This is a genomic window from Pseudoalteromonas sp. OOF1S-7 (assembly GCF_022347765.1).
Taxonomy (GTDB): Bacteria; Pseudomonadota; Gammaproteobacteria; order Enterobacterales; family Alteromonadaceae; genus Pseudoalteromonas.
The window spans coordinates 20,867-47,692 of the sequence record NZ_JAKRFZ010000018.1 but is presented as its reverse complement, the minus strand read 5'-3'; the positions used below and the strand labels follow the sequence as shown (position 1 = coordinate 47,692).

The 26,826-nt window shown below is 47.4% G+C and carries 23 protein-coding genes; 12 read left to right on the top strand and 11 right to left on the bottom strand.

What is annotated here, in order from left to right:
* Position 1: 1 nt before the first annotated feature.
* Positions 2 to 1,213, top strand: a complete 1,212-nt coding sequence (locus MHN33_RS20005; protein ID WP_239400700.1) for an FtsX-like permease family protein — start codon at positions 2 to 4, stop codon at positions 1,211 to 1,213.
* A gap of 56 nt (positions 1,214 to 1,269) precedes the next feature.
* Positions 1,270 to 1,683, top strand: a complete 414-nt coding sequence (gene arfB / locus MHN33_RS20000) for an alternative ribosome rescue aminoacyl-tRNA hydrolase ArfB (protein ID WP_239400698.1) — start codon at positions 1,270 to 1,272, stop codon at positions 1,681 to 1,683.
* A gap of 12 nt (positions 1,684 to 1,695) precedes the next feature.
* Here arfB and MHN33_RS19995 read toward each other — a convergent pair whose 3' ends face one another.
* From MHN33_RS19995 to MHN33_RS19980, 4 genes are read right to left on the bottom strand one after another with little or no spacing between them, the layout of a single operon-like run.
* Positions 1,696 to 2,946 carry an ATP-binding protein gene (locus MHN33_RS19995; RefSeq protein WP_239400696.1) on the bottom strand — a complete coding sequence of 417 codons (1,251 nt, stop codon included), beginning with the start codon at positions 2,944 to 2,946 and terminating at the stop codon, positions 1,696 to 1,698.
* A 6-nt stretch (positions 2,947 to 2,952) separates the two neighbouring features.
* Positions 2,953 to 3,642, bottom strand: a complete 690-nt coding sequence (locus MHN33_RS19990; protein WP_239400694.1) for a response regulator — start codon at positions 3,640 to 3,642, stop codon at positions 2,953 to 2,955.
* Complete coding sequence (locus MHN33_RS19985; protein ID WP_239400692.1) at positions 3,642 to 4,040, bottom strand: DUF3019 domain-containing protein; 399 nt, start codon at positions 4,038 to 4,040, stop codon at positions 3,642 to 3,644. Before MHN33_RS19985 ends, MHN33_RS19990 begins: the two co-directional genes overlap by 1 nt.
* Positions 4,030 to 5,004, bottom strand: a complete 975-nt coding sequence (locus tag MHN33_RS19980; RefSeq protein WP_239400690.1) for a MipA/OmpV family protein — start codon at positions 5,002 to 5,004, stop codon at positions 4,030 to 4,032. Before MHN33_RS19980 ends, MHN33_RS19985 begins: the two co-directional genes overlap by 11 nt.
* Before the next feature lie 159 nt (positions 5,005 to 5,163).
* On the opposite strand from MHN33_RS19980, the gene MHN33_RS19975 reads away from it, so the two are divergent.
* Positions 5,164 to 7,248, top strand: a complete 2,085-nt coding sequence (locus tag MHN33_RS19975; RefSeq protein ID WP_239400688.1) for a beta-propeller domain-containing protein — start codon at positions 5,164 to 5,166, stop codon at positions 7,246 to 7,248.
* A gap of 49 nt (positions 7,249 to 7,297) precedes the next feature.
* On the opposite strand, the gene MHN33_RS19970 is transcribed toward MHN33_RS19975, so the two are convergent.
* From MHN33_RS19970 to MHN33_RS19955, 4 genes are all read right to left on the bottom strand, one after another.
* Complete coding sequence (locus MHN33_RS19970; protein WP_239400686.1) at positions 7,298 to 7,819, bottom strand: GNAT family protein; 522 nt, start codon at positions 7,817 to 7,819, stop codon at positions 7,298 to 7,300.
* A 25-nt stretch (positions 7,820 to 7,844) separates the two neighbouring features.
* Positions 7,845 to 8,576, bottom strand: coding sequence for a 5-oxoprolinase subunit PxpA (locus MHN33_RS19965; RefSeq protein WP_239400684.1), 732 nt, complete (start codon positions 8,574 to 8,576; stop codon positions 7,845 to 7,847).
* Positions 8,577 to 8,677: 101 nt separating this feature from the next.
* Positions 8,678 to 9,475 (bottom strand): DUF1445 domain-containing protein, encoded by a 798-nt coding sequence (locus tag MHN33_RS19960; protein WP_239400682.1) that lies wholly within the window; start codon positions 9,473 to 9,475, stop codon positions 8,678 to 8,680.
* A 65-nt stretch (positions 9,476 to 9,540) separates the two neighbouring features.
* Entirely contained in the window at positions 9,541 to 11,325 is a 1,785-nt protein-coding gene (locus MHN33_RS19955; protein ID WP_239400680.1) for a glycoside hydrolase family 3 protein, read from the bottom strand.
* A gap of 173 nt (positions 11,326 to 11,498) precedes the next feature.
* On the opposite strand from MHN33_RS19955, the gene MHN33_RS19950 reads away from it, so the two are divergent.
* Complete coding sequence (locus MHN33_RS19950) at positions 11,499 to 11,849, top strand: VOC family protein (RefSeq protein ID WP_239400678.1); 351 nt, start codon at positions 11,499 to 11,501, stop codon at positions 11,847 to 11,849.
* 3 nt (positions 11,850 to 11,852) lie between these two features.
* On the opposite strand, the gene MHN33_RS19945 is transcribed toward MHN33_RS19950, so the two are convergent.
* Together MHN33_RS19945 and MHN33_RS19940 are read right to left on the bottom strand one after the other, a co-directional pair.
* On the bottom strand, positions 11,853 to 12,584 hold the full coding sequence (locus tag MHN33_RS19945) for an MBL fold metallo-hydrolase (RefSeq protein ID WP_239400676.1): 732 nt from the start codon (positions 12,582 to 12,584) through the stop codon (positions 11,853 to 11,855).
* A complete protein-coding gene (locus MHN33_RS19940) occupies positions 12,581 to 13,186 on the bottom strand; it encodes a chemotaxis protein (RefSeq protein WP_239400674.1) in 606 nt (201 codons plus the stop codon). Before MHN33_RS19940 ends, MHN33_RS19945 begins: the two co-directional genes overlap by 4 nt.
* 219 nt (positions 13,187 to 13,405) lie before the next feature.
* Between MHN33_RS19940 and MHN33_RS19935 the strand changes: the two genes are divergently transcribed.
* On the top strand, positions 13,406 to 15,661 hold the full coding sequence (locus MHN33_RS19935) for an EAL domain-containing protein (RefSeq protein WP_239400672.1): 2,256 nt from the start codon (positions 13,406 to 13,408) through the stop codon (positions 15,659 to 15,661).
* A gap of 295 nt (positions 15,662 to 15,956) precedes the next feature.
* A complete protein-coding gene (locus tag MHN33_RS24070; protein ID WP_239400670.1) occupies positions 15,957 to 17,183 on the top strand; it encodes an ATP-binding protein in 1,227 nt (408 codons plus the stop codon).
* Positions 17,184 to 17,205: 22 nt separating this feature from the next.
* On the opposite strand, the gene MHN33_RS19925 is transcribed toward MHN33_RS24070, so the two are convergent.
* On the bottom strand, positions 17,206 to 17,880 hold the full coding sequence (locus MHN33_RS19925) for a hypothetical protein (RefSeq protein WP_239400668.1): 675 nt from the start codon (positions 17,878 to 17,880) through the stop codon (positions 17,206 to 17,208).
* A 468-nt stretch (positions 17,881 to 18,348) separates the two neighbouring features.
* Here MHN33_RS19925 and MHN33_RS19920 point away from each other — a divergent pair, with 468 nt between their 5' ends.
* The 6 genes from MHN33_RS19920 (at position 18,349) to MHN33_RS19895 (ending at position 26,823) form a co-directional block, all read left to right on the top strand.
* A complete protein-coding gene (locus MHN33_RS19920; protein WP_010380108.1) occupies positions 18,349 to 18,558 on the top strand; it encodes a cold-shock protein in 210 nt (69 codons plus the stop codon).
* 133 nt (positions 18,559 to 18,691) lie between these two features.
* Complete coding sequence (locus MHN33_RS19915; RefSeq protein WP_239400666.1) at positions 18,692 to 19,195, top strand: DUF4240 domain-containing protein; 504 nt, start codon at positions 18,692 to 18,694, stop codon at positions 19,193 to 19,195.
* A 578-nt stretch (positions 19,196 to 19,773) separates the two neighbouring features.
* Positions 19,774 to 22,596 (top strand): M4 family metallopeptidase, encoded by a 2,823-nt coding sequence (locus MHN33_RS19910; RefSeq protein ID WP_239400664.1) that lies wholly within the window; start codon positions 19,774 to 19,776, stop codon positions 22,594 to 22,596.
* Positions 22,597 to 22,691: 95 nt separating this feature from the next.
* The gene (locus MHN33_RS19905; RefSeq protein WP_239400662.1) at positions 22,692 to 24,656 is read left to right on the top strand and encodes a Hint domain-containing protein; all 1,965 of its coding nucleotides are present in this window, start codon (positions 22,692 to 22,694) and stop codon (positions 24,654 to 24,656) included.
* Positions 24,657 to 24,696: 40 nt separating this feature from the next.
* A complete protein-coding gene (locus tag MHN33_RS19900; RefSeq protein WP_239400660.1) occupies positions 24,697 to 25,944 on the top strand; it encodes a hypothetical protein in 1,248 nt (415 codons plus the stop codon).
* 9 nt (positions 25,945 to 25,953) lie between these two features.
* A complete protein-coding gene (locus MHN33_RS19895) occupies positions 25,954 to 26,823 on the top strand; it encodes a GEVED domain-containing protein (RefSeq protein ID WP_239400658.1) in 870 nt (289 codons plus the stop codon).
* Positions 26,824 to 26,826: the final 3 nt, after the last annotated feature.

Here is a 26,826-nt window from a genome sequence, read left to right as displayed (position 1 = left end):
CATGCGAGACTTGTTACCCATTCTTAAGACGTTGAATCATAGTCGTACTGCGCCTGTGTTGTTTGTCTTGCAAATAGCGGTCACGTTTATGATTCTAGTCAATGCTGCCTATCTGGCATTACAAAAGCAAAGCTTGTTGTCCCGACCTAGTGGCCTGGACGAACAAAACACCTTTTTTGTCCTCACTAATTTGCCGGGTGACGCGTCTGCCAGAGCGTCCGATATAGAGCAAGATCTGCTGGCATTAAAGGAGGTGTCCGGGGTTCGGAGTGTGTCTGTCACCTCAGGCGTGCCGTTAAGCGGCTGGGGAAACTTCTTGGAGGTCGCGACTCAGGCTGAGGGGGATTATGATACCTTCAGTGGGTATTACGGAGGCGACAATGCGCTGCTGGACACCATGGGGCTGGAACTGGTAGCAGGAGAGGGTTTTGAGCAAGCCCCTCACTATGCCGAAACTGACGGGTTTCGGGTGGCGACAGAAATCATGATTACACAAGCGCTTGCTCAATCACTGTATCCAGATGACTGGCGTCAGGTGGTAGGCAAGACGATATTCATTGATAAGCGCCCCCAACAAGTCCGTGGTGTGGTCAAAACCTTGCAGGCCGCCTGGAGTTTTTGGGTGGTTGTCGAGCACAGTGTGTTGGCACCTGTGATTGAAACCAGTGAGTACGTGTATTATCTGGTACGCCACGAGCCGGGCCAACAGGCCCGGGCGATGGCGGATACCGTAGAGTATCTGATGCGCCGACATGGACGTAAGATCGAGGAATTAAAGACGTTTGAACACGTCAAAGCACAAAGTTATCAGGCTGAATATGCGGCGAGTATGACGTTACTCTGGGTTGTTGCTTGTCTCTCTCTGGTTACGGCTTTGGGTATATTTGGTCAGGCACGTTTTGCTGTGACCCGGCGGCGTCGACAAATCGGGATCCGTCGTGCACTGGGTGCACAGCAAGGGCAGATTGTAAGTTACTTTATGCTTGAAAATGCCCTGCTAACGGTATTTGGTGTCGGAGTAGGTTGTATTGCGGCAATCCTGCTAAATGTACAATTCAGTAACTGGTTTGAGCTGGCTACTGTACCACTTGACTTTTTTGCCATTGGAGCGGTGTGTATGGTGCTACTAGGTCAGGTCGCGACACTGGCACCTGCATGTCGGGCTGCCAGAGTGTCTCCTGCAATTGCAAGCCGTCTTGGCGAACCCAGATAGACGGGCATGCTCACGACTTGCTATGATATCGCCTGGTAAGGCAAATCGTAGTCACTATGTTAAAGCTATCAAACAATGTCGAACTGGCGGCATGGGAAATTGAATTGTCGGCTATCCGTTCACAAGGTGCGGGTGGCCAGAATGTCAACAAGGTCGCTTCTGCCATTCATCTGAGGTTTGATATTCAGCGCTCCACACTACCATCTTTTTATAAAGAACGCTTACTCGCGCTACAAGACAACCGTATCAGCAAAGACGGTGTGATTGTGATTAAAGCTCAGAACTTTCGCACTCAGGAGCAGAATCGCGAAGATGCGCTGGCCCGATTGAAAGCCTTGATCCTCAGTGCAATAAAAGTAGAAAAAACGCGCCGGGCAACTAAACCCACTCGAAGCTCACAACGCAAGCGTCTTGATAGTAAGAATAAACGGGCGCAGACTAAAGCGATGCGTGGTGCTGTGAAGTTTTAATCTGAGTACGAGTTACGGCACAAGCGGCAATCTGAGTGTAAAACGGGCACCACCCAGCTCTGAGTCGTCAATGAGACAACTGGTACTGTGCCAGGAAAGAATTTTACTGACGATGGCCAGGCCCAATCCAAATCCGCCGGTTTCTTTATTGCGGCTCTTATCCAATCTGGAAAACGGTTGAAATACCTGTTCACGTTTGGATTCAGGGATGCCCGAACCATCGTCTTCCACACTAAATACCGCCATATTTTGCTGTTTGCTCAGTGTGATCCGAATGGTGCTCTGACCATACTTATCAGCGTTTTGCAGCAGGTTCTGAATGACCCGGGTTAACTGGTGAGGATCGCAATGAACCGGGAGCTCATTGGCAATGCTCGTTATCAGTTGTTTGTTGGTTGTGCGTGCCAGTTTGTCAAGCTGGTCCAGTATCAGTGGAGCCAGGTCACATTGCTGCATGTGCAACTGCTGATTGGCAAACTCCAGTCGGGCATAGCTGAGCATTTCGTCAATCAGCACCTCCATTTCTATGACGTCTTCTTCCATCGCTGCGACCTGTTCAGGTGCTTTGGGCGCCAGCATCGCCAGGGCAAACTTCAAACGTGCCAATGGAGTTCTCAGTTCATGAGAGACTGCATTAACCAGTTGCTTTTGGTTGCTCATCAGGCTGGCTGTTTTCAACGCCATGCTTTCAATTTGCTGAGTCAGAGTATAGATGGCTGAAAACCGCGACCTGGTTGTTGTGAGGTCAAGCGAGCCAGAAGCCAGCTTTTCGGATGTCCGTTTAAGTTGAACCAGGTCAATCCAGAGCGGTCTCAACCAAATGACCAGTAACAAGGCCAGTACCGAGTATGAGAGGAATTTGATAGTGTACTGCTTTACTCTGGCTGACTTTGCCGGTGCAAACGGACCGAGTTGTACGACAGAGGTACCATTGTTGGCCATAAAGAGTAGCTGGGCGTTTCCTGTATCATCAAAAGAGGTGATGATTTCACCTTGTCTGAGTGCCGTCAACTGCTCAGGTAGCCAGGCTACATCTTCGTATGGAAACACGGTCAGCTGTGGTTGCGCAGTGAGAAAAGAGGCAAACTCGTCTTCTTTGATGTAGTTGAGTGCTTGCTTATATTGTTTGGCTACCGCTGTTGCATGTCGCAGGTCGTCAGGAGCTTGTTCAACCCAGTTTCGCCATATCGTCTCACTGCCCAAATTGATCGCAATAATACTGGCAAATACCACAATATAAAGGCTGACAAGCAAACGCAGCATAGTGAATTAGTCCCAGGCGGATTTCGAGCACAAATATCCCTTACCCCAAACAGTGATCAGTCTGTAGGGTTGTTCCAGGTTGTCATTGAGCTTTTTACGCAATCGGGAGACTCGTACATCCACGCTACGATCCAATCCATCGTATGGTCTTCCGACGACCTGGTTATAAATATGTTCGCGGCTAAGGGTATCACCAGCATTTCGGGCGAGCTCCCACAGCAGATCAAACTCGTAACTGGTCAGGTCTATTTCTTGCTCATTTAAATAGGTCTTGCGGGCAGCTTTGTCGATCCGCAACTGGCCAAGTGTTAGTTGGTCGGAACTGTCAGTTTGTTTACCCTGGCGGCGTAAAAGTGCATTTAGTCTGGCCAGTAACACATAGGGTTCAACAGGCTTGATAACATAATCGTCAGCGCCAATTTCCAGACCTCTGACATGATCAAAGTCACTGTCTTTAGCGGTTAGAAATAGCACAGGCCCCTGGTAGTCAGGTCTGATCCGGCGGCAAATTTCGAAACCATCCAGATTAGGCAGCATAATGTCGAGGATCACCACATCGGGTTGTTCACTGATGATTTTATCCGGTGCCAGTGCGCCATCATGGATCAGGGTCACGTTATAATTATTGCTCTGTAAAAACTGTCCGGTAAGTTGAGCCAGTCTCTCATCATCTTCTACCAGTATGACTTTGATCATTAGAATAAACTCCAATCTGTTTTAAGTTTCCTGCGATACTTAGTGCTGACGACAGCATTGACTTTAACCGTCTTTTTGGCAAGTGTGTTTTGATATGGATCTCTCAGGCTAAACTCCATATTTTGTGCAAGCTTGATAGCCAGCTTAATGCTGCCCTGGCGACTGTCTGCCCAGCAGTGCAGCTGAGTGTTTGCCTGATATAGACAAAGTTTTTCCGGTTTGCCATGTTGCCAGTTGACCCGGATCGTCATCTGGCAGGTCTGTCCTTGTGTTTTGACCATACAGACTTGAGGTTTTATCTCAAACAGCGGCGGAGGCTCTGATGTGGCTTGCGCCGAATGCGAGCACCATATTAATGTCCCCATAGACAGGCTATACAGGGCAAGGTTAAAACGCATACACGCCTCCGATGAAGACAGAGGTTGTGTAGCCTTCGTCGACGATTGGGCTATTTGCGATGCTGGAGCCGAGCCATTGGTGTTTTGCCGTGAATTTAAATTGCCAGTTTTTGCTCAGTCGGTGATTGTAGGCTACCCCGAAATAAGGATTAAAGGTACTGTTTACCTGGTAGCGGTAATGTGCGAGTTCCGTATCTCTGTGTGTGATGCCGTAGTAATAACTGCCTAACTTTGCGTCTTTATAATCGACCCCAAATTTCAACTGGAACTGAGCAAATTTAGGGTCTCCAAAAGGCAGCTTGTAGCTATATTCTACAGAGCCGTGAAAACCATTATAAATGCCCCGTACATCGTGTAGTAATCGAGCCTTCAGCTTGTGTTGTTCAGAAATATACCAGTGTGCCAGTATGCCACTGTCGATAGCCCATTTACGCTTGGCCAGGTCATCAAAGGTAAGGGAAGGGGGCACGACCGTTTCCTTATCTTGATCTAAGTCTGTATCAGGTACTTGTACACTGACATCATTGGGTACATTGACATTGTCCCCGCCACTGGCGCTATCCCCGGTGGAGACTTCTATCTGAGGCAAGTTGATTTGCTCATTGATGTTTGGGGAAAGTGTATTTGAGCGCAATACCGTACCGGGTCTGGAGCGACTAAAGAAGGCTTGCTCTGAATTGAGTTCCGCAATCCAGCTTACATCAAAGGTCCGGTGATCGTAAAATGTGTAACCTATGGCCGTATTGTCAAGAAAAAAGCGGTCACTATAATAGCGCACATAGGGTAAGACGATAAGCGGCGAATGGGTGCCATCTTTTAGCGGATTGGTTGCAACACCTGCGCCCAGTGCTACCGAAATTTCCCATTGGGACACTGCAATGCAGTTTTCTGGGTTGGTTTCACAGTTTGCCAAAGCCATGCCGCTAAACAACACAGAACCAATCACACCTGACAGACGTTTCACTTTTACCCGCTCCCTAATTTAAACACTTGTACTTTACCAATAAAATTACTAATTACCATAAAGGGTTACATTAAATAACATTTCCAATAGCTGGAGTAACAGCAAGTCTTTGGCATTTGAGTAAAGTTAGATACATACTTAATCCCAAGGAGACAGCCAATGTTATATTCTACTCAGCTAAAGCTTTGTGCTGCGGCGCTTACTTTATCGCTACTCGGTGCATGTGGCACAGGGGGTGATAATGCGACTTCCGTTCAGGGCCCAGGTAACGGAGGCAAGCAAACGCTGCCGGATAAAGTGCCTGATTTATCCACGGGCGAGGCGAGTGCGAAAAAACTGCGTAAGGCCAGCGCCGCGGATTTTTCGACTTATCTTAAAAATGGTATTTACCTGGCGCAAGGTACGACAAACCCGCAGGATAGTAGTGAGCAGGCGAATGTGCCGGATGCTGATGCTGCCACGCCAACGTATTCAACCACCAATGTACAGGAGCAAGCGGTTGACGAAAGCGACAGAATTAAATACGACGGTACGTATTTGTATGTTGCTAATAATGCAGATTTTCAGGCCGCGCAGGGAGAGCATAAGCAGTCTGTACGCATCTTAAAGCGTGACGAAAGTGGTGCGATCAGCTCATCAACCAGCCTGATCACTAGTACAGATTTCTATGCGAAACAGCGATTGTATTTACAAGAAAGCAGCCTGGCCGTTGTGCTCAGTAATGACAGAGGTGGGTTTTTTATTACTCCCATGTCTACCGCTGAGATAGCAGTAGATGCAACATCTATGCCCTTCACTGGTTCTCAGGACTTCGCGCTGACGCTGGTTGATATTAAAGACCCTTCACAGACGCATATCACCCATCAGTTTCGTTTTGACGGCCAGCTGGTTGATACACGGGTTATTGGTGACTCGTTTTATCTGATCAGCGAGTTTGCAGCCAGTTTTGACGGCTTTGAACAAGAGGGAGAGGACCTGAACTTATTCAATTACCAAAAAATCACTGAGACAGACATCGCTGAACTGCTGCCTAAAGTGACCGATATTAAAGCCGGAACAGAACGCTTACTGGTTGATCCGGCGACTTGTTATGTGCCGGATGAAGCATCCAGTCTGCATGGGTATCACCATATAACATCCGTGACTCGATTGTCACTCAGTGATCCAGATTCGTTATCCACGACCTGTATCGCCAGCCGAACTGAGGGGATCTATATGTCACAGAACAATGTCTATCTTTATGGCTATTATTATGACACCGAGGAAACTTCTTTCGATGAGGCAACTCAGACGGTGATCCACCAGTTTAACCTGGCTGAAAAAGCGGTAAGTTACACTGTGTCGGGCAAAGTGGCCGGTCATTTAGGGCGCAGCAATCATAACCTCAGGTTGAGTGAACACGCCGGGGTATTGCGTGTGGTGACGTCACGTTTTACCGAGGCAAATGGTATGTTGCACAAGCTCTATTTGTTGGAACAGCAAGATGATAGTCTGGCGGTGGTAGCTCAGTTACCCAATCAAACACGTACCACACCAATCGGCAAAGTCTCAGACAATGGCTTGGTTGAAGAAGATATCTATGCTGTACGCTTTTTTGAAGAGAAAGCCTATATCGTGACGTTTCGTCAGATTGACCCTCTGTATGTCGTGGATTTAAGCGACAAGCGCGACCCTAAAATAGCCGGTGCACTGGAGATCCCGGGCTATTCGGCGTACCTCCACCCTGTATCGGCGCAATTACTCATAGGTATTGGCCAGAACGTACAAAACTGGTTTCTGGACGGCCCTTTGGAAAATGAGGGTGACTTTGGCGCTAAAGTGAGCCTGTTCGATGTCAGTGACATGAGTGCGCCGTCATTGGTTGATGAAACAGTGTTCAGTGGCGGGTTCAGTCCGGTTGAGTTTGATTATCACGCTTTTAGTTACATAAAACATAGTGATGAGGTGTTTCGAATGACGCTCCCTGTGGAAAGCTGGCTTTCTGAGAATGACAGTGAAAACAGTGTGAGCTGGTATAAGCGTAATGAGCTGGCAGCATTTGAGGTGCACACAGGCGAAACGCCGAAGTTGTTGTATATGGGCAGTAGTGTGGCTGAACAACAGCCAGAGGCGGATAATTCTCAGTATGTGTGGGCCGGTGATGATCGCGGCATCTTGCACGACGATCATATTTACTACGTGCATGGTAACTTTGTCTGGTCAAGCCTGTGGCAAACGCCACAAGACAGCACGGGGCCATTTTAACGTGAGTTCACGCAGCCAGGTTCACTGTGTGCTGGCTGCGTGATACAGGTTAGAATGGTGTGATCAGGCCCAGCTTTTGGTCATGGCACCACTGTCCGCCGATCAAATAGTTATCTTTGAGTGTGCCCTCATGCTCAAAGCCCAGGTTGGTTAGCAAGTTAAATGAGGCTTCATTCCCCTCTGTAACGGTGGCTGTCAGTTTATGGTAACCACACTGATTAAACGCAAACTCAATCACCGCGCTGGTCGACTCTTTGGCGTATCCTTTACCCTGATGCTCAGGAGTGAGCATAAATCCTAGCTCCGCTTGTTGATAAGGAACCCAGCTCGATAAAAAACCATGTAGTCCAACCGGTTTTCCAGTGATTTGTTCCTCAATAAGCAAAGTCAGCCACGCATCGCACTCTTTCTGCCAGTCGATTAGGCGGCTGTCAAATTGTTCTCGGATGTGACTTTGCTCAGGGATGTCCCTGATAAAACGCATCACCTGAGGGTGCTGATGGAGGCGAAGAAAAAACGGCCAGTCATATTGAATGAGTGGTCTGAGCCGCAGTCGGGAGGTTTCTATCACAGTGTAATCCTTTTGATACTAGCTGCTATTGGGTTTTGAGTAATGCGTTAATGGCAACAATTTGCTTAATGCTGTCCATGTTGTCGCCATGGACACAGAGTGTATCTGCTTTTAGTGGCAAAGCCTGGCCACTGGCCGTGGTGACTGTACCGTGCCTCAGCAATTGTTTTACCTGTGCCAGTACATTCGCCTCGTTGTGAACGGCATTTGGCTGGCTACGCGAACTGAGTTGCCCTTCGTCTGTATACAGCCTGTCCGCAAAGGCTTCAAACAGTAACTCGACCCCGAACTGCGACGCAAGACGGGCATGCTCCGCTTGTTTTGCTGTTGCCAACACCATCAGTTTAAGTGGCTTTGGAAAGTCACTGAGCGTTTTGAGTACCTGAGTGAGTATGACGTCATTGCGCATCATGTCGTTGTACAGGGCTCCGTGGGGTTTTACATAACTCAGTGTCATACCTTGCACCTGCGCCATGCCGTCCAGTGCGGCGATTTGATAATGCAATGTGTTTCTGAGGTCAATGTCACTCAAAGCCATGGAACGACGTCCAAATCCTGGTAGATCGGGGTAACCGGGATGTGCACCAATGCCGACATTGTGTGCTTTGGCAAGTGAGAGCGTGTTTGCCATCACTGTGGGATCTCCGGCGTGAAATCCGCAGGCAATGTTAGCCAGGTCAATGTGGGGCATAACCTGGCTGTCGAGTCCCATTTTCCAGGCACCGTAGCTTTCGCCCAGGTCGCAATTTAACAGCATATATTACTCTTCTGTTAGGTTTTTTCAGACCTTAACACGGATTGAAGCGCAAAGGTTAGCGCCATACGTGTAATGAAATGCACTGTATCTGTCCATCGGCATTAGCGAATCACCAGGCTAAGATCTGCTTTGTCTGTGACTAACAAATGTTGCGGGCTATTAATAATGCACAACTCGGGCGCTGCCCGGGTGATAGCCAGGTGAGCAGTTAAGCTGGTTGTCCAAAATACGGGCAATTTATGCGCGGTAAAGGCGAGCGGCTCGCCAAAGTTTGGCTTGCTGAGGTTTTTTATACCAATGTCACCGGGCTCACCAAAGTGTACCGGAATACCATGAGGCACCCGACTGACTGAACCGGCCTGAATGGCTTTGATCAGCTCCTGTTTATTCATTGGGCGCATGCAAACGACTTTATTACCACCAAAGGGCCCTACCAGGTTACTTTCGAGATTACTGATATACATAGGTAATGAGTGTGTTGGGTTAGCCAGAGGGCTATGGATACCAAAGGAGTTGAGTACAGTATCAAAGGCCAGGTAGCTGGCCAGCGCAAAGGTGACAAAGTCATCTCGCCATAAATGGGTGATATCAGACACTTCTTCTGTCAGCTGACCTTGTTTGAGAATACGATAACGGGGCACATCCGTACGTATGTCAATATTCTGGCCCAACTGATCCAGATGATAATTACCCGGCATGATACTGGTTGCGAGCAAAGGGCAGCAATCTGCATTGTGCTGACAATAATTCTGAAACTCGAACGCATTTGCCTCGGGTAGGATCAGAATATCACATTGAGTAAAGCCGGGCACAAAGCCGTTGGTGGGGCCGGAATAATCACCGGCCCGGATCATGGCGCGAATGGCGTTAGGAGCCGTGAGTGATGCCTGTGGGTCCATACATGTCCTCATCAGATAAGTGGCTGATTCAACAACACCTCACTCAATATTATAGGCAGCTACGATTAATCTGCCTGTTTGTTTAGCGTGACGGGGAGTATTCCTTTGGCTTTTTCCTGACCTAAAATAACTTTAGCAAGTGCGGTGTATGCCGGCCCACTGACTTCCCGTGTTGTTTCAACATCGACATTATAGGCGTAGCTTGCCAGCACAGCCTGGCTGTAAGGGGCAAACCGGGTGATTTCATAAGGGGCACGCAAACTGATGAACAGGGTTGGTTTATGGTGTGACTGCGCAAAGGTTAATAACTCTTTCAGAGCATCAGGCTGGGCCCGGGCTGCTACTGAGAATTGCGCCAGTGTGGTCACATCTTCCATACCGCCTATTTCTACGGCACTTTGTGCAGGCGTCGCGTGACCGGCAATGATCCAGTCGGCATTTTCTATATCTGCCTTTGCCCGTGCAGGGTTGAAACCTTGCAAACTAGACAATGTAATGGTGAGTGGATGAGAAGAGTGTGCCAGCAGCGCTTGTTTCAGCGCGAGGGCTTTTTGTTTGTCTGGCATGATCAGGTGAATGTGTTGGTTGGCGCGGGTTGCCAAAGGCAGCAGTTTATCATTTTTAACTTCAGTGATTGCGGCCAGTGCCAGTTCGGCTTCCAGTTTGCGGTGTTGTGGATTGCCCAGCACCGATTGGGCAATCGTCGAAGACAGGTGGCGCTTTGAGGGTAAAAAACGGGCCTTAAGTGTCTGTATTCTCTGGGCGGACGTCCTCAGCTCGGTGGCATCAAGCTGGCTTGAGGCGCGCAGGCATAGATTTTCCATAAACTCTCTGAATCCATGGATATCTTGCGCACTGCGGATCGCAAAGGGCATCAGTGCAATGTCTACACCCGCTGCAAAGGTTTCTATGACGGCCTGCTCGGGTTCAAAAAAGTCGCTGATCCCAGCCATATCCAGCGCATCTGTGATGGTGACACCCTGGTATCCCAGATCACCTCTGAGTAAGTCGTGCATAATTTTGCGCGACATCGTCGCCGGACGGAGCATTTTTGCGCCGTGTTTGTTGAGTATTTGCGTATCGTCCAGTGCTGGGTATTGGATGTGTGCCGTCATTATCATGCCTGGCGCTTGCTGCTTGATGATCGTGGCAAAAGGCGCGATGTCCTGTTGGTGAATTTGAGCCAAAGTGTGATTTACGCGTGGTAATCCGGTGTGGCTGTCAACATTAGTATCGCCGTGGCCAGGAAAGTGCTTAATGGCGGATATTACTCCTTGTTGCTCGAATGCGTTGACTTGTGCAGCGCCCAGCTTTGCGACCATTTGGGGATCTTCGCCAAAAGACCGGACATTAATAACCGGGTTATCCGGGTTGGCATTTACATCAACGGTTGGGGCAAAGTTGACATTGATCCCCAGCACTGCCAGCTCTTTACCTATGGCCGATGCGACCTGATGCGCATAGTGCGTGCCATGCTGGGCATAGCTGGCGCCAATACTCATATTACCAGTAAAGGAGGTGGCTTCAGCCCGGTTGATTCTGGCAACCCGACCGCCTTCCTGATCGATGGCAATAAATGGCGGCTGCTCCGTTGCGCCATGTAATTGTTCAGTTAAAGCAACGATTTGCTCTATGTCCTGAACGTTTTCAGCAAACAGGATCACACCGCCAATCTGGTATTCGTGGAGCAGGTTTTTTAACTCCGGCGGTAAACTGGTCATGGGCTCCCGGCACTGAGCCCCTTTGCCTTGTTGACAAAAGTATCGTAAATCAAGCATCAGTTTTTGGCCGATCAAGGCGCGCATTTCAGTGGCAGATTGGGTACTGTGGCTCGGGGTTGTGAGGGTCATGAGCAAACCTATTAACGTGAAGCGAAACAAGGTAATCATTATAAATATGCTATTTTTGCTGGCACTTTATCATGCCACAGCGCTAAGATGGAGCCAATTCAGTTTAATCGTTTGCCGGTTATAGCATGTACAGGTGAATGGCCATTGAATATAAAAAACTAAAAGGAGAGACTATGACACATCATACACTGAACTATGTGGAATTTGCTGCAGCGGATTTAGCGGCGACACAAGCATTTTTTGAGTCGGCGTTTGGCTGGCAGTTTCAGTCATATGGTCCGGAATATGTGGCATTTTGTGAATCCGGACTGGAAGGCGGCTTTTTTCAAAGTAATCTGGTAGCCAGTCAGGCACAAGGTGCGCCATTGCTAGTGCTTTACAGTGACGACCTGGAGCAGACGCAGCAAGTCGTAGAGCAGGCTGGCGCCACCATTAACAAAGCAATATTCAGCTTTCCCGGTGGCAGGCGGTTTCATTTTATTGAGCCCAGCGGCAACGAGTTGGCAGTATGGAGCGATAAGTGATCCTCAGGTAGCGATTCCGACATCCAGCTTTGCAAACCACTCCAGGAATTCAGTCACGGCCTCACCTTTGAATAAACGGCCGTGCTGAGGTGCCATAATCTCGATGTTGAGTTCTTTTACCCGCGCTATCCAGTTGGCTTTTGCTCGATTAGATGGCATCCAGCGGCGATGAAAATATTCCATATGCTTTACATGAGCGCCAAAGTCTTCGACAAAAATTGGCGCATTGGTTTTTTCCAATGCTGCACCGACGTCACCACTCATTAATATCTTTGCCTGTGGATCATAAACATGAAAGTTACCAGAGGAGTGCAGGTAATGCGCAGGTATGAGTTTCAGGCTGATATCATTGAGGCGGATATCACCACCTTCGTCTTTGATCCCTTGATACTTAATGTTGCTCATACCAAAATGGCGAATAAACCCTTCCCACAACCAGGGGGCATGCAGCGTGGCGCCGGGCAAGGCCTTATCCCAAAGTCCAAGTGAAGAAATGATATCCGGGTCCTGATGCGAGGCGAACAAGGTCGTGAGTTCTTGCAGCTCAATATGCTGTAATATAGCTGCCAGCATCGGTGAAAAAAGTTCAGTACCGCCGGGGTCGAGTAGCACGGCCTGCCCTTTGCCTTTGACCAGGTATTGGTTGGTATCAATAATTTTTTCCGGCTTACCTTCATCTCGACCGAACATGAGCCAGCTGTGACTGGCAGCCTGGTACAATTGTGTTGCTTTCAATGCAAAGTGCCTCTCAGAGTGTGGATTTCGTTTAGGTTGACGGTGACCGATTGCTTGATTGTTCTGGCTGCACTGGCAATAAAATCAGAAACCGACTGCAGACTGTCACTGAATTCTCCCGCATTTGACGCCTCGACCCGACTGGTAACCGCAATGTATTCTGCGCTTCGCATCTGCTTATTTATCTCTTCAAAAAAGCTCTCCAGTTCCAGCAGGGCGATTTCCAGCTTTTTGGTCTGCTGCTGTCTATCCAGTTTAGCTTTGTGCTGTAAAGTCACAAGTTGCGGGGTCGACATCAGAATTGTGGCATCACCAACGTGAATGTCGAACTGGGTACTTCTGACCGCTTCAAGGGCGATTTTGAACAACTGATTGGATAGCGTGGAGATATGCGTTGTGGTTTTGATTGTTTGCTCTGAAAACTCGTCAATAAAATTGGTGATTGGCTTAAAGCCTGAGGCTGAATCCCCCGCTCTGAGCGCAACAACACGGGCATTTTTTGCGGTTAACGAGAGGTTTTTAGCTTCGGCCAGGATTGCATCAAGGTTGGCAATAATACGCGCAACGCGAATGAAGCTATCTACTATGTTCTTGTCGCTCAATGCGAAACTCCACTGTCAACAGGTTGCTTTCAAGACACTAGAATAAAATGCGCCGAAATTCCAGAAATCGGCATAATTGGATATACCGCATTTATCTTAGTCGGGGCTTTAAACCCTTTCATTAACAAAGGCTTCAAAAACACCTGGTTGTATTACCAAAGTATCGCGATAGCGACTACGCTTGATAAGTGCAACATTAAACAAACGATCGGAGTCTGAGTGAAACTCTCTGCTTTGCAATATTGTGTGGGCTTGTGTTTGTCTGCTTTGGTGTGGCAGGTGAGCGCCGCGACTCACCCACCTTCCATGTTTGACGTGCTCATTGGCTGGACAGCCAACCCGGTGGCACTGGCGCTGATCATTGGTGGCCTGCTGGCGGTCATGGCTGGGGGGATCGTTTGGTTTGTGAGCCGTCAGTCAGGGCGGCAACAAAGTAATGACCATCATGAAGCGCACCACTTTTATCTGGAGGCATTTCAGGCCAACCCCGGCTTTGAGTTTGTGTTTAGCTCAGATGCCAGCCTGATCAGCATGAGCAACGGGTTGACCTCTGCGCTGGCAAAAAGTCATAAAGCACTCTTTGCGTACAATTTACATGAGCTGCTGGAGCCCGAAAGCTGGGCGCGGCTGGCTGCCTGGCTGGAATCACCTAAAGATGGTCAGGTGGTCAAACTCACGCTCGTCAGTACACAAAGCGAACGAGTGACGGGGTTGTTTGAATTGCAAAGCTCTGAGCATCGCAATCTGCACTTGGCTCGTTATTTACACTTATCACCGCATCTTGGTCAGGCAGATACGGACAGTGAGTTACTGGCGGTAACCCTGAGCTCGATTGGTGATGGTGTTATCTGCTGCGACGTGAACAGCCATGTGATATTTATGAACCCGGTTGCCGAGGCGGTGCTGGCGCTGCTTACTGAAGAGGTGAAAGGGCAGCCAATCAGCGAAGTTATGCCGCTCTATCATGAAGGGAACAATCGCCCCATTGAAGATCAAATGGCAGTGTGTATGCGTAATCAGCAAACGGTTAGCCTGCCGGATTCTACATGCTTTCGCAACCATCTCGGGCTGGAATTTGCGATTGATGACTCCTGCTCTCCGGTATACAACAATTCAGGTAAAGTGATTGGTGCCGTGATGATTTTTCAGGATGTGACTGAGTCACGGGCACTCAAACGTAAAATGAATCATCTGGCTCACCATGATGCCCTGACAGGTCTGCCGAATCGACTGCTGCTTCAGGACAGGTTGATCCAGGCGTGTAAACGGGCGTTACGCAACCGCCACCAGTTTGCTGTTGTGTTTATGGACCTCAATAAATTCAAAAAAATCAATGACTCATTGGGACATGATTTTGGTGATCTGCTGCTGAAACAGATTGCACAACGGCTGACCGACGCCATTCGGGCATGTGATACTGTGTCCCGAATGGGGGGTGATGAGTTTGTGTTGTTACTGGATGCTATAGAAGACAAACGGCATGTTGGCAGCGTCATTAAAAAAGTGCTTGATAGGGTGTGCGGTCAGTATGAGATCAAAGGAGTAGAAGTACAGGCGACTCTGAGTGCCGGTGTGGCTTTGTACCCAGATGATGGCGATAACGCTGAGGTGCTAATGAAACATGCAGACAGCGCTATGTATCGGGCCAAGAAGTCCGGCAAAGGGGGCTTGCAGTTTTACTGCTCGCAACTGGACGATGAAGCTGAACAGAATCAGGCACTAGAGCAGGCCATTTTAGACGCTATATCACAGGACCAGTTTGTGCCTTATTTTCAGCCCGTTATTAATGCAGTTGATGGTCATATTGTCCAGCTGGAGATGTTAGCACGCTGGCACAAAGAGGGCGCCTTGGTTGAAGCCAGTCGCTTTATCAGTGAAATAGATGATGTGGGCGCGTTGATGACTTTGCAGGTTAAGCTTTGGGGGCAAGCATTACGCCACTTTGCCCAGTGGCAATCACGATATCCTAAGCTCAGGTTGAGTATCAACCTTGCAGTGAAAACGTTGCAGCAAGAAGAAGCCCTGCAGGTACTCAAGAGCTGTCTAGCCTCATACGAATTGCAACCTCAATATATTGAAATTGAAATTACTGAAAAGCAGCTATCGGTATTGGGCGCTGAGTTGAACTCGGTGGTTGATGTTTGGCGTGAGGCTGGCTTTACACTGGCGATTGACGATTTTGATGCTGCTCATACCAGTATTGGTCAGCTTCATGCGTTCAATATTGATGTTCTGAAACTAGACCCGGGGCTGCTGGACGGGTTAGCAGGGGGTGAGACAACGAGTGTGGTAAGCTCGATACTTACCCTGGCCAGTAATCTTGACATTGTGTGCTGTGCTGAGGGCGTAGAAACAGCTGAACAGGCCAGGTTACTCGCCAGGATGGGTTGTCCTTTGCTACAGGGTTACTATCTTGGCGAGCCGCTCAATGCCCAGGACCTCGATACGTATCTGACGCATCATATTGAGTTATAACAGTTAGATTCTTCCCAATTCGAAGCCTAAAAGTTGTTTTAATTTTCCAGTGCTAAGCGGCACGTAAGTTAATATTTCCGAATTGCGAATGGTGGCTCAGGTTTAAGCACTGGGAACGGCGATTAAACTGTATACCTGGGAAGATGGATTTGTGGCTAAGTTTAGCCGTGCGCGTAAAGAGCTGTGCGCCAGGTTGGTCATGGAGATTGAATTTTAAATTGGAGTGTTCAGGCTATACTCAAAGAACAAGCTTGGGAGGTATATTGCCAACAGAGGGCTTGTCAGGAGCAGGCGCGTGAACACCAACACTTTATCAGACGAACTGGTCGTACAATGGAACGAGCTATTAACTCGGGTGGCTGAGTTGCTGGAGGTACCAGTTGCCTTGATCATGAAACTTAATGGCGCCCAACTGGGTGTGTTTAATAAAAGTCTCAATAGTGAAAACCCCTATGAGATTGGGGACAGTGAATGTTGGGAGCAGTCCGGATTGTATTGTGAAACCGTAATTAAAACCCAGTGTGAATTACGAGTTCCCAACGCGTGCAAAGACCCAAAGTGGGATCATAATCCGGATATCAAGCTGGGTATGATAGCCTACCTTGGCTTACCTATTAAGAATGTCGATGACTCTGTTTTTGGCACAGTGTGTGTACTGGATGTTAAAGAAAATAGCTTTGACGGTAAAACCAGAGCCATGCTCAGTTCACTGAAACACCTGTTTGAGTTGCAATTGAGAATGCTGGCGGAACAAAAGGAACAAGACCATAAAGAGGCATTCAAGGAGCAGACATTGATGACCATGGGATTGGCTCACGAACTCAATACTCCTTTGGGTGTGAGTGTAACTTCTGCGTCCATGTTGGTGGAGTCAGCCAGCCGGCTTCTGCAGGCATTAGATGACGTGCCAGAGACCATGAATGAAGTCCGCAAACAGGCAGATTGCATTGGACAGGCAGCAGCCATACTCTCACGCAACTTGTATCAGATTGACGATAAAATTGATCGACTTAAGCAGTCTATTGTACAGTGCCATAATGGGGTTTCGACAATATGCCGTATTACGGATGTTTTTAATTCCCTGGCAGAAGTATGGACGCCTTCTTTGGCTGAGCAGGGGATCAAACTGGAAATTGAAACCGACCCCAGCGCAGATATTTTACTCCACCTGAAGCCCGCAAGTTTGGTTGAAGCCCTTAATCACCTAATTACCAACGCAGTTGAGCACGCCTTCGATGGGGTTGAACTGCCAATTATCAAAATTAGTGCAAAGGTTAAACATCAGGAACTCAAACTCAGGGTGACTGACAATGGTGCAGGCGTAAGCCTGGCCCATCCGGAAGATATTTTTGCGCCATTTTACTCTACAAAGACCCAGGTTGCAGGGTCGGGGCTAGGCCTGGCACATGTCAAACGCATTGCGTTGAATGATTTGAGCGGTACAGTGTACGTCAGTCGTTATCAAAATGGTCTGGGTGTTGTACTAAGGTTTCCTGTGTCCAGCTCGATTTCACAACTGTGAGCTGGCGTGCGAAGAAACTTTATTAAAGACCTTTTTGTGCCTTGATGGTTGCGATAGCCAATGACAGTTGCGCCGCCAATGAAGCATGTTTCTTATGCAGTACATGATAGGCTTTTGAGCTAAACAGGTGATGCACATTCAAATGCGCGAGCGAGTCGGGGAGCGGCCACTGAGTTGAGACCACGAAGATGGCGTAGTCAAAGCGGTGCACATTCAGCAATTCAGGTAACTTACCTAAATTGTTAATCTGATAGAAATGATTTCTTTGCGCTTGAGGGTATTTGGTGAATAGCACCCGTTTGGATTGATCGGTAGCGACTATGGTACTTGGCGTTGCCACCAACACTGAGTTGTTGCAAGGTACACTCGCAACGCACAGGAGCACAAACTCTACTTCCGTTAATGCCGGGCCCACAGAGATAACGTCTTTAAACGGGGCGAATATCTCTTGTGCCAGAATAACATCCCCATCGGTATGCTCCGCCGTAATTTCGTGTAGGACACGGTGTGCGGGCATGGCAATAAAGTTAGCTTTGATGCCGGCCTGAGCATAAGCAGCCCGGACTAATGGCAAGGCCTGATCGCGGACGCTGGGGTGTTGCAGGTAGGATATGGTTAATGGGGCAGCACTCAGCGGCACACTGATAGCGTACAACACAACAACCTGGGTCAATCGCAGAAAAATATCTTTGAGCATAAAAAGCGCCTTCGTGGTTCTGCGCCGAATTATACCCAGTTTAGTTGCAAAGCATAGTCTCTAAAGGTGTTATTTCCGGTTAAATTAACCACAATTTGCCTTCGATCATATACCTGCTAAATAGACAAATTAAAAAAGGTACACCCTTGCCAGCTCTGCCTTGAAAGCGACTTGTTAGTGTCATTAAGAATTAACAAATATGATTAAAAATTAGTTGACTTAGAGGGGCAGCCCGATAAGATGAACGTAGACAGAATTTGGGTCAGTGTTTATAAATCTCCATTACGTTGTTGTATAAGTTTTTGCTTGTAGTAGTACCGTCCTGAAGTTTTATCACCGGCAAAATTTAGGTCTATGCGCCCACATGGGCATAGGTTTGCCAGTTTTTTGTATAGAAGGATCCTTTGCAACAGGGCAGAGGTTAGCTTTTAGGGATTGGCATCATTTTAATATTCAGGATTTACTATTATGTCTAATACTTTAACAGGTACCGTAAAGTGGTTTAACGAATCAAAAGGTTTTGGTTTCATCGCTCAGGAAAATGGCCCAGATGTATTCGCACACTTCAGTGCAATCAAAGGTGACGGCTTCCGCACACTCGCTGAAGGCGAGCGTGTTGAGTTTAAACTGACTCAAGGCCAGAAAGGTCCTCAGGCAGAAGAAATCGTTAAGCTGTAATTAACGGTTTATGCTTGAAGAGAAAAAGCAGGCTAAGGCTTGCTTTTTTTGTGTCTGTAACCCGGCACAACATACCTTTCACTTAGCTGGCTGTGGTAAGATCGCATCATAATCCCCTGATGTGTTTTACTCCATGGACCTGACTCAATTCTGGCAACTCATTGCCATCGACAACCAAAGTAAAGATAAAGCGGCACAACTAAAAACCAGGCTGGAAACACTGCCTGATACAGACATTGCCGATTTTGACACTCACTACAGCAAGCAACTCAGACGCTTATGGCACTGGGATATCTGGGGTGCAGCTTATGTGACCTGCGGCTGTAACAGTGAGTATGACTTTCTGGATTTCTGCAACTGGTTGCTGACCCAGGGCGAAGCCGTGGTAGAGCAGGTGCTGGCCCAGCCTGATACCCTGGCAAGCATTGAAGATATGCCCCTGCGCGACAACCTGCCTTATCCCTATTGCGACGAACTGGACCTGACAGCAGGGCTGCTCTATGAGCAAAAAACGGAGCAGGAGCTGCCCTATCACAACACGGTGAACTATGCACCACAGGGCAAACAGTTTAAAAATAAACCCAAAGTGTTAAAGCAAACCTACCCACAATTGTTTGCTAAGTACTGGCAGGGGTAATTTACCCCTGACTTAAAGGGTCTGGCACTGTTTTTGTAGTTACGAGTCCGATGTATGTAATGTGTAAAGCGCCGGTACAGGCAGATTATTAACTGCACGCCGGCCGCTGTGATTGAAAGCGCACATAGCTAAATGCGCTTTTTTTCAATCTCGCATAGGTGGTTGCTTGTACCACAGTGCTGAAAAAGCAAATAGACTTTCCGAAAAACCATGGAGACTCTTTTTAACGTATTGAAATATAGAACAAATTGCTACCTTTTTAATTTCTAATGTTTAAATATCAGAGATAATCCTATTTATATACAAAAAGTACCGTACCACATGGTCCTTTTGTATTATGCTTGCCTGCATTATCAGATAGTGTTGAGAGTTCAGAAGTGAATATGAAAATTTAACAGGTTGTTTGTTTTTTGTTTCATTTTTAAGGTTTGTCCATTACGCTTTTATTACGCAATACGTTAGGTTTGTATCCTTGTTCAAAAGTGGCTCTAGCTACAAATTGTTAGCGCCGAACTAAGTGTCAAACTTAAAAGGAAACTGTCTTATTTGTAAACAATATGAATTCAGGGAGAGAGTGAATGCCGATAAAAAAAGCCTCTTTGGCGGCCTTTCTGTGTGGTGTCAGTTGTCTGAGCAACGCCGCGACACAGTGGGTAGACACACATTCATTATTAAACCAAAAGCACCTGTGGCATGAAGTTGAGAACCAGCTTAAGAAACAGGCTCGAGCCAAAACCGCTGACGTGGGTGGAGCACTTAGTGATAACGGATTACGTTATCAGCGGGTGAAAACCATAGGGAATATCAAGCGCTTCGAACATTACCAAGTTTATTATCGTGGTATACCAGTCATCGGTGGTCAATTTGTACTATTCAGAGACAGTACCGGTAAAGTCTTGCAGGGGCTGGGTGCAACTTTGAGAGCGCAAGAGCTACCTGGTGCCACTGATGGACGTTATTTCCGTTTGCCCTCGGCTGACATAGAGCAACGACTGATGGCAGGTTCCGACTTAACGCCCGAGACCAAATTGAAAGATCTCAGGCGTGCGTATTTGACTTGGCAAGGCCGTTTAATGGGAGTGTTTCAGGTCACAGCTACGTCGAAGGAGGGCATACGCACTCTTACCATCGATGCGGATACCCTGAATGTCCTTAAGTCTGATCAAGGCATTATGCACTTTTCCCGTGAAGAGCAAGGCGCAGAGCAGCTTTCTGGTGACGGGCAATACGTTGCTGCTGGTGGCATAGGCGGCAACGAGAAAATGGGGGCTATATGTTATTCACCGCAGCCTTCGACAATGGAGGCTTGCCTCAGATATCAATATGATGAAACGACCAGCCCTTCAACGGAACTACTTTTTAATGATGTCAGCGACACTGCTCGCCCGCTCATTTTTGCCGACTTTGATGGTTACCCCTTTGTTGTTAGAAAAGAAGGAGGGCGCTGCTTTCTAGAAAATCCGTATGTGCAGACAATTGACAATCTAATTCATGAAACAGAGCCTAGTGAATTTGACTGCAATGATAAGCTTGAAAATTTTGATCGAAATATGGTCGATGAACTTTATTATCACCGGTTTAGTTATGGTCCTGTGAATGATGCCCATTTTTATGGTGGGCTGACCATGCAGTTTTTTCACAAACAGCTGGGTGAGCTATTTCCAGAGCAAGACGCTTATTGTGCTGAAAACGGTTACTGTCTCAATAAACTAAAACAGAGAGTACATCAGAATTTTTTTGGCATGAACAATGCGTATTGGGATGGTACCTATACTAATTTTGGTAGTGGCGACAGCTATTCTAATTATGCGCTAACTGTGTCAAGCGTAGTTGCCCACGAGTCAGCGTATGCGTTGACACACTGGAATAGTCAGCTGAATAGCCAGGGGGAAGCAGGCGCTTTTTATCAAGCGTTTTCTGATATTGCCAGCCTTGCCGTGCTGGACTACTTACAGTACAGAGTGTCTGGCAGCTTTAGCACCTCAGAGCCATTTTTATCACAAATACTGGATGACACCGGTCGCCCGCAAGACGATAAAAAGTGGTGGCTCGGCTGGGATGTTAAAACCCAGGACGTAGGGCACCGCTATTTTGCACTTCCGTCAATGGATGGCCGTGGCATTGACCATCTGATCATGTATCGTGCGAACATGTCGAGCTACAGCGTGGGTGGTATTTTCAGAAAAGCGTTTTATGAGCTGGTAAAAACCTACGGCTGGACAATCAAAGAAGCGTTCAAGTTATATCTGAAAGCGAATGTATCCTGCCTTCCGGCCAATGCCAGTTTTGATGATGCTGCAGCCTGCTTGATACTGGTTGCAGATTCGGATGTGGTGAATAAGCCCGTACAGGAAGCACAAAATAATGTTGATGGGGCGTTGCATCTGGTGGGGCTGGTGGCGCAATCATCGGAGATTTCCAGTCTGGCAGTCACGGCGGTACCTCAGTATGACGAGTTCAGGTATTTAATTGGGACCCTACCTATTAGTGAAATAGAGCGTATCCTTGTTGATTGGGGTGATGGGGCCACTGAAGGCTGGTCCCGTGATTCCGGTAGTGCGATTTATCCGTTTATACAAAGGGCGCATGTTATTGAGCCTGATTTACTGACGCGCTTTAAGATCAACGTAGTCAAAACAGACGGTGAGGAGTTGCTTGCTTACCGTGATTATTATTCGCGCACTCTGGGAGTGGTTTGCCCACCGTGGTTTAGAGAAGAAAATGCAGAACCGATGAGTCATGTGTTGATTAATGGTCACAATTTACAGTTACTGCCACAGAACTATCAAGAGATTTTGGACCAGCCCTTGAATTTATACCTTAAACAGCGGAACACCATTGAACTCGGTGCCTATTCTGTTGGTCAAGAAGTAACGGTATTACTGGATACCAACCGCAATGGTGCTTATGAAAAGCAAGAAGTCTATCTAGTCGAAGAGATAATGGATACTGGGCTGCTCACTTTTTCTTTGCCTGAAGGCTTCCTGCCGGGCAAAATAATGATGCGTGTGGTTGTCGGCTCCAGATATGGTTTTTTCTTTTCATGTGGTGAAGTAGATGAAGGCCAAGTTTTCGATGTAAAAGTCGATTTCCAAAGTGCGGACGAGTGGTCGCCCACTGATTTTAACTTTGAAATTCAAAGCGGTAACAAAGTTAAATTCACTAACAGTCTTATGCCAGATAATGAGCAGCCTTCGGGTGATGTTGAGCAAGCGGTGAATACAAATGGCTCAGCGGATGTACCATTCACCGACGCTATCTCGTATCCTTTTGGTATTCAGACTTGCTTTGAGTTGGTATCTGAAACGAGTCCACTACTTTATACACATACTGATTTATCAAGTTTATTAACCTGTCAAACAAAAAAGCCATATCACGAGCCAATAACGCGCTCCACCTGACTTAATTGAATGAATTGCTGTAGGGTTTCGCCGGCATATCGTTGGCGGGACCTGAGCGTTTGCTCAAAAAACTCTCCATATTAAGGGAATAAAATATGAAACCTCTGTATTTATCCATTGCTCTTGCACTGGGGACGGTATCCGTCATGCCTGACGCTTTTGCTAGTTCATTACAAGCGGCCAGTGATGCAGCTTTCCAACAAGACATGCTGATTAAAAATGAGCGTTTAAAAGCGCGACTGGCACGGCACGGTCTGAGCAGAAAAAACCGGCCTCAGTTATTTTCGCTGATTGAGCAAAGGCTGGAGCAAGACACTTTGGCAACAGAAAATCCGAGCCTTAGCGCATTACAAAACTGCTCGAGTGGCAGGCCTGAACTGTGCTCTTTCTTTAAACATATGGGTATTGAAGTCGCCACTAGTAATGCAAATGGTGAGTCCTATTTTGTGTTATCTGCGTTAAACAGTAAAACGGTGTCGACCGATTATACACTGATAGATCTGCATCTAACCAATGAGAAAGGCAAGCAGCTCACTAAACTGGCATACAATGAATACTTTGGCGACGGGCAGGAGGCTAAACGTAAATCCGTATACTCCTACGCGAAAGTACAAGATATTTTCTCAAAGCTTGCTGCTTCAGAGCGCATTTTTGCGGATGGTTGGGTCACGGTAGTTTACAGGGATGCTAATAACAAGCAGGTTATGGAAGACCGTAATATTATGGTGGAGTATTCAAAGGATACTTTGCTGGCAAAGTTAGGCAGCTTTGCTCAGCCGAGAGCTGGCGTGTCTGGCACTGAGGGCATCTCGCTACTTCCTCTGGCGGGGCGAGATGGTTTTGAAACAGCCATTCAAAAGCCCATTGATAACCGCTCTGAAGGCGGTGCGGATGTGCCTGATGGTAAGATCATTATTTGTCTGAATCGAAATTATGGCGATTGTGATTATGAAAATATTTACGCACCAGACACACCAACCAGTGAAACTAAATTAAAGGTCCCGTTTCAAGGGAGCTTTGATGTGACAGGTAAGGTGACACGTATCTACCTGCCGGATTTTACGACACTGGAAGTTCAGGAAGAAAACGGTGCAATAACCCTAGTCGAGAGCCCGGTAGTTGATAAACCTGCTTTCATGAATCACGGGACCAATATCTTTATCCAGACGAAGGAGGGGGGTGGAGCCGTAGCAATTGGTGATTCTGATTATCAGGATATCAGCGACCTTTTTGCAAAGAGTTTGAAACTACAGTACGGCAAGTTTGGTGTAATGGATAAGACGACTATATCCTGGGATATCCCGCAAGATGAGGGGGTGTTTGGAGACGCCACATTATTTGGCAGATACCAGGATACCCACTGGATAATGAACTTTGCGCTTGATCATGTAATACGTCCAGGCAGACCGCCACTAACGGCTTCTTTTGTGATTGGCTCTACGGACATGGACAGTGGCTGGAGTGATATAGGCCACCCTCAGATGCAAATTGTCTACAGTTGTCTGGCCGAAGGCTCACTAATCACGTTACCCAATGGTAAGCAGCTTCCTATTGAGCGGCTTGAAGTGGGCGATCAGGTGCTGGGTGCCAGTGAGTTTGCGCCATCCAATCATCTTGCGCTGACGATTGAAGATATTTCTGTGGGTGTTGAAACCATTCCTATGGTCCAACTCAAAACTAAGTCGGGTAAAACACTCTTATTGACTGAGTCTCACCCTGTTGTGATGCAATCAGGCAACGCTGTGTGGGCGAGCAAGGTCGAGCAAGGTGCGCAGATCTTAACCGAAAACGGGCTCGAAATGATCACCCATATAGAGGAGGTTGAGTTTACCGATAAAGTATATAACCTCCGCCTGGGGCGCAGCAAAGATGACCCGGATTATCAACCAGGAGAGTCTTTCAGCATGTTTGCCAATGGCCTGCAAGTGGGTGACCTGGCAATGCAAAGCGAGCATGAGTTTAGCAATAAGGTAGAAACGACAGAAGATGTACTAAATCGTCTGCCACAGGCATGGCACCAGGATTATCTGAACAGCCTTAAGCAAATAGTCATGGATTGACAAACCAGGGCCCGACAGGGCCTTTCATGGAGATAAGATAATGAAAATACGTAATGTGGTTTCGTTTATGTTGTTATTGGGGGCGGCTTTATTATTGATAAAAGCGCATGCTCAGACTTTAGCTGTCCATGAAGTAGAAGAGCGAACGGCCATAGGTCAGAGCAGAGACCTTGTGCCGCTCGGTACAGCCTATCAAAGCAAAGGTGGGCTTTTGTTAGGGCTGCAATCAGTTCTTGGTCGGCAGGTGGAACACCTTGGAAACACCCACATAGATTTCAGAGTGGGTGTTGACCTGAGCTATCAGCAAGCCCTGAAACTGGTCGATGGTAAGGTTGATGCGGGTTTTGACTTACCGGCAGTGAGAATGGATGCCGGCGCAAACTACGCCAAAGATATCAGTGCAGACAGATATACAGGTACTTACACTGTTTATTCTTCAATCAAACCAAAGTCTAGCATATTGGTTCCTATTGACGATACAGGGTATCAGCCGACATTGGCCGCGAAAGAATTAGCAACCGCGTATCCCGGCAATAAGGCAAGCAATCTGGGGGATGGATTCGTTCAGGGCTTTGCGTACGGCTCAAATGTCGTGATTAACATGAAAATTGAGTACAGGAATGAAACGGATAAGCGTGCAATCGGAGGCTACCTGAGCGTTGACTGGATTGGCAAAGTTAAAGTCGACGGTGAACTTCAGAAAATAGCCGAAGATAAACGAAAGTCAGTGAAGATCACGATAAGCGGCATGCAAAGTGGGGGAGACCCAAACAGGTTATTGCAAGTCATACCGAATGGCATTATGCACTGCACATTGCTCAATCCTGAGCCCTGTTTTAACTTGTTTGAAGCGGCGGTGCATTACCTAAAAACGGATTATATTAACCAGTTTGATTCATTGGCTGATTACAACATCACCGATGTTTATACTACCAGGTATTTGGATTCAGGCGCAGGCCTTCAGCCACTAATCCCCGACAATGGCTATGCACCGGTCAATTACCTGACTCGCTTGATCATTAAAGAGCTAACGGCACGCTGGATAGAGGAGCGGCTGGTGTATCGGCGTGCAAAGAATCTGCAACGTTACTACGCGTCTCAATTTTCTGCAGAGCAACTTATGCAACTACAGGATATTGAGAGCAAAAGTCGTGCTAACGCCAACTTGTTTGCTGATTTAGTAGATTATTGTGAACGCAACCCAGAAGGCAATCATTGTATTAATTACGAGGCGGATAATCTGGTTTATTTTCGTGATTATAGCGCCATCAGTGATGTACTAAGATAAGGATATCCCATGCATATAATCAAATTTTTGTTGGCTTTACTCTTATTGGTCGCCGCCTTAAATGAGCGGGCTGAGGCTTCAGTGCCAGGCCATAGCAATGACACGCATCAACAGGCAAAGTTCAGCGAGTTAGGTGATTTACTCACAGTTGAACAGGCACAAGGCCGATTTGCCTGGCTAAGCAAGTGCTACGATGGTTTGCTGGTCGAGCTGTGGGAGCGGATGTATGAATCGACTGATGTTGTCAAAAAAGAGGAAAAGCTTCGCCAACTTAAAGCGTTGTGGCTTTCCGATACTGCGTTGGCAGCAGGTAAAGCACAATACGTGACTTTTGCAAATACCGATTTTACTAACCCTTATCAGTGGTATGCGGGGACCAGCGCGAATGAAGCGTGTACCATTATGCCCCCGGAGTATGAGCCAATAGCGCTAAAGACGACAGTGTTGCCAAGATCCTATTGTGAGAATCGCAGTTATGACCATGAATGGGAATGGATCTCAGAAGTCACAGTCGATGATTTCACGCACCAATCTGAAAAACATGCACATAGCATAGTTTCGGGCAAAGTGCTTGTATTGCGGGCTAATCAGGCATCAAAAGTCACCATTAAGCCGGGCAATAAAGAACCTGAGTTTCCATCGTATGTGGCAGCTCGGGTATGGCTTGACTGGAATCACAACGGTCAGTTTGAGTCTTCAGAAATGGTCTATCGCTCTGCATCATCAGGAGTTTTCCGGTTTTTGCTAGACGTGCCGGCAACGGTACCAGAGGGCTTGACGTTAATGCGCGTTGCTACTGATGCTGGTGGGGGGTCTGATAATGCGTGTACTCGTATTCACTACGGTGAAGTGGAAGATTACCTGGTAACAGTTCGTTAAGGA

What these genes read in the sequence shown, in the direction of transcription:
- MHN33_RS20005 (WP_239400700.1), top strand. Translation starts at nt 2, where the DNA reads ATGCGAGACTTGTTACCCATTCTTAAGACGTTGAATCATAGTCGTACT.
- arfB (WP_239400698.1), top strand. Translation starts at nt 1,270, where the DNA reads ATGTTAAAGCTATCAAACAATGTCGAACTGGCGGCATGGGAAATTGAA.
- MHN33_RS19995 (WP_239400696.1), bottom strand. Translation starts at nt 2,946, where the DNA reads ATGCTGCGTTTGCTTGTCAGCCTTTATATTGTGGTATTTGCCAGTATT.
- MHN33_RS19990 (WP_239400694.1), bottom strand. Translation starts at nt 3,642, where the DNA reads ATGATCAAAGTCATACTGGTAGAAGATGATGAGAGACTGGCTCAACTT.
- MHN33_RS19985 (WP_239400692.1), bottom strand. Translation starts at nt 4,040, where the DNA reads ATGCGTTTTAACCTTGCCCTGTATAGCCTGTCTATGGGGACATTAATA.
- MHN33_RS19975 (WP_239400688.1), top strand. Translation starts at nt 5,164, where the DNA reads ATGTTATATTCTACTCAGCTAAAGCTTTGTGCTGCGGCGCTTACTTTA.
- MHN33_RS19965 (WP_239400684.1), bottom strand. Translation starts at nt 8,576, where the DNA reads ATGCTGTTAAATTGCGACCTGGGCGAAAGCTACGGTGCCTGGAAAATG.
- MHN33_RS19960 (WP_239400682.1), bottom strand. Translation starts at nt 9,475, where the DNA reads ATGGACCCACAGGCATCACTCACGGCTCCTAACGCCATTCGCGCCATG.
- MHN33_RS19955 (WP_239400680.1), bottom strand. Translation starts at nt 11,325, where the DNA reads ATGACCCTCACAACCCCGAGCCACAGTACCCAATCTGCCACTGAAATG.
- MHN33_RS19950 (WP_239400678.1), top strand. Translation starts at nt 11,499, where the DNA reads ATGACACATCATACACTGAACTATGTGGAATTTGCTGCAGCGGATTTA.
- MHN33_RS19925 (WP_239400668.1), bottom strand. Translation starts at nt 17,880, where the DNA reads ATGCTCAAAGATATTTTTCTGCGATTGACCCAGGTTGTTGTGTTGTAC.
- MHN33_RS19920 (WP_010380108.1), top strand. Translation starts at nt 18,349, where the DNA reads ATGTCTAATACTTTAACAGGTACCGTAAAGTGGTTTAACGAATCAAAA.
- MHN33_RS19915 (WP_239400666.1), top strand. Translation starts at nt 18,692, where the DNA reads ATGGACCTGACTCAATTCTGGCAACTCATTGCCATCGACAACCAAAGT.
- MHN33_RS19910 (WP_239400664.1), top strand. Translation starts at nt 19,774, where the DNA reads ATGCCGATAAAAAAAGCCTCTTTGGCGGCCTTTCTGTGTGGTGTCAGT.
- MHN33_RS19905 (WP_239400662.1), top strand. Translation starts at nt 22,692, where the DNA reads ATGAAACCTCTGTATTTATCCATTGCTCTTGCACTGGGGACGGTATCC.
- MHN33_RS19900 (WP_239400660.1), top strand. Translation starts at nt 24,697, where the DNA reads ATGAAAATACGTAATGTGGTTTCGTTTATGTTGTTATTGGGGGCGGCT.
- MHN33_RS19895 (WP_239400658.1), top strand. Translation starts at nt 25,954, where the DNA reads ATGCATATAATCAAATTTTTGTTGGCTTTACTCTTATTGGTCGCCGCC.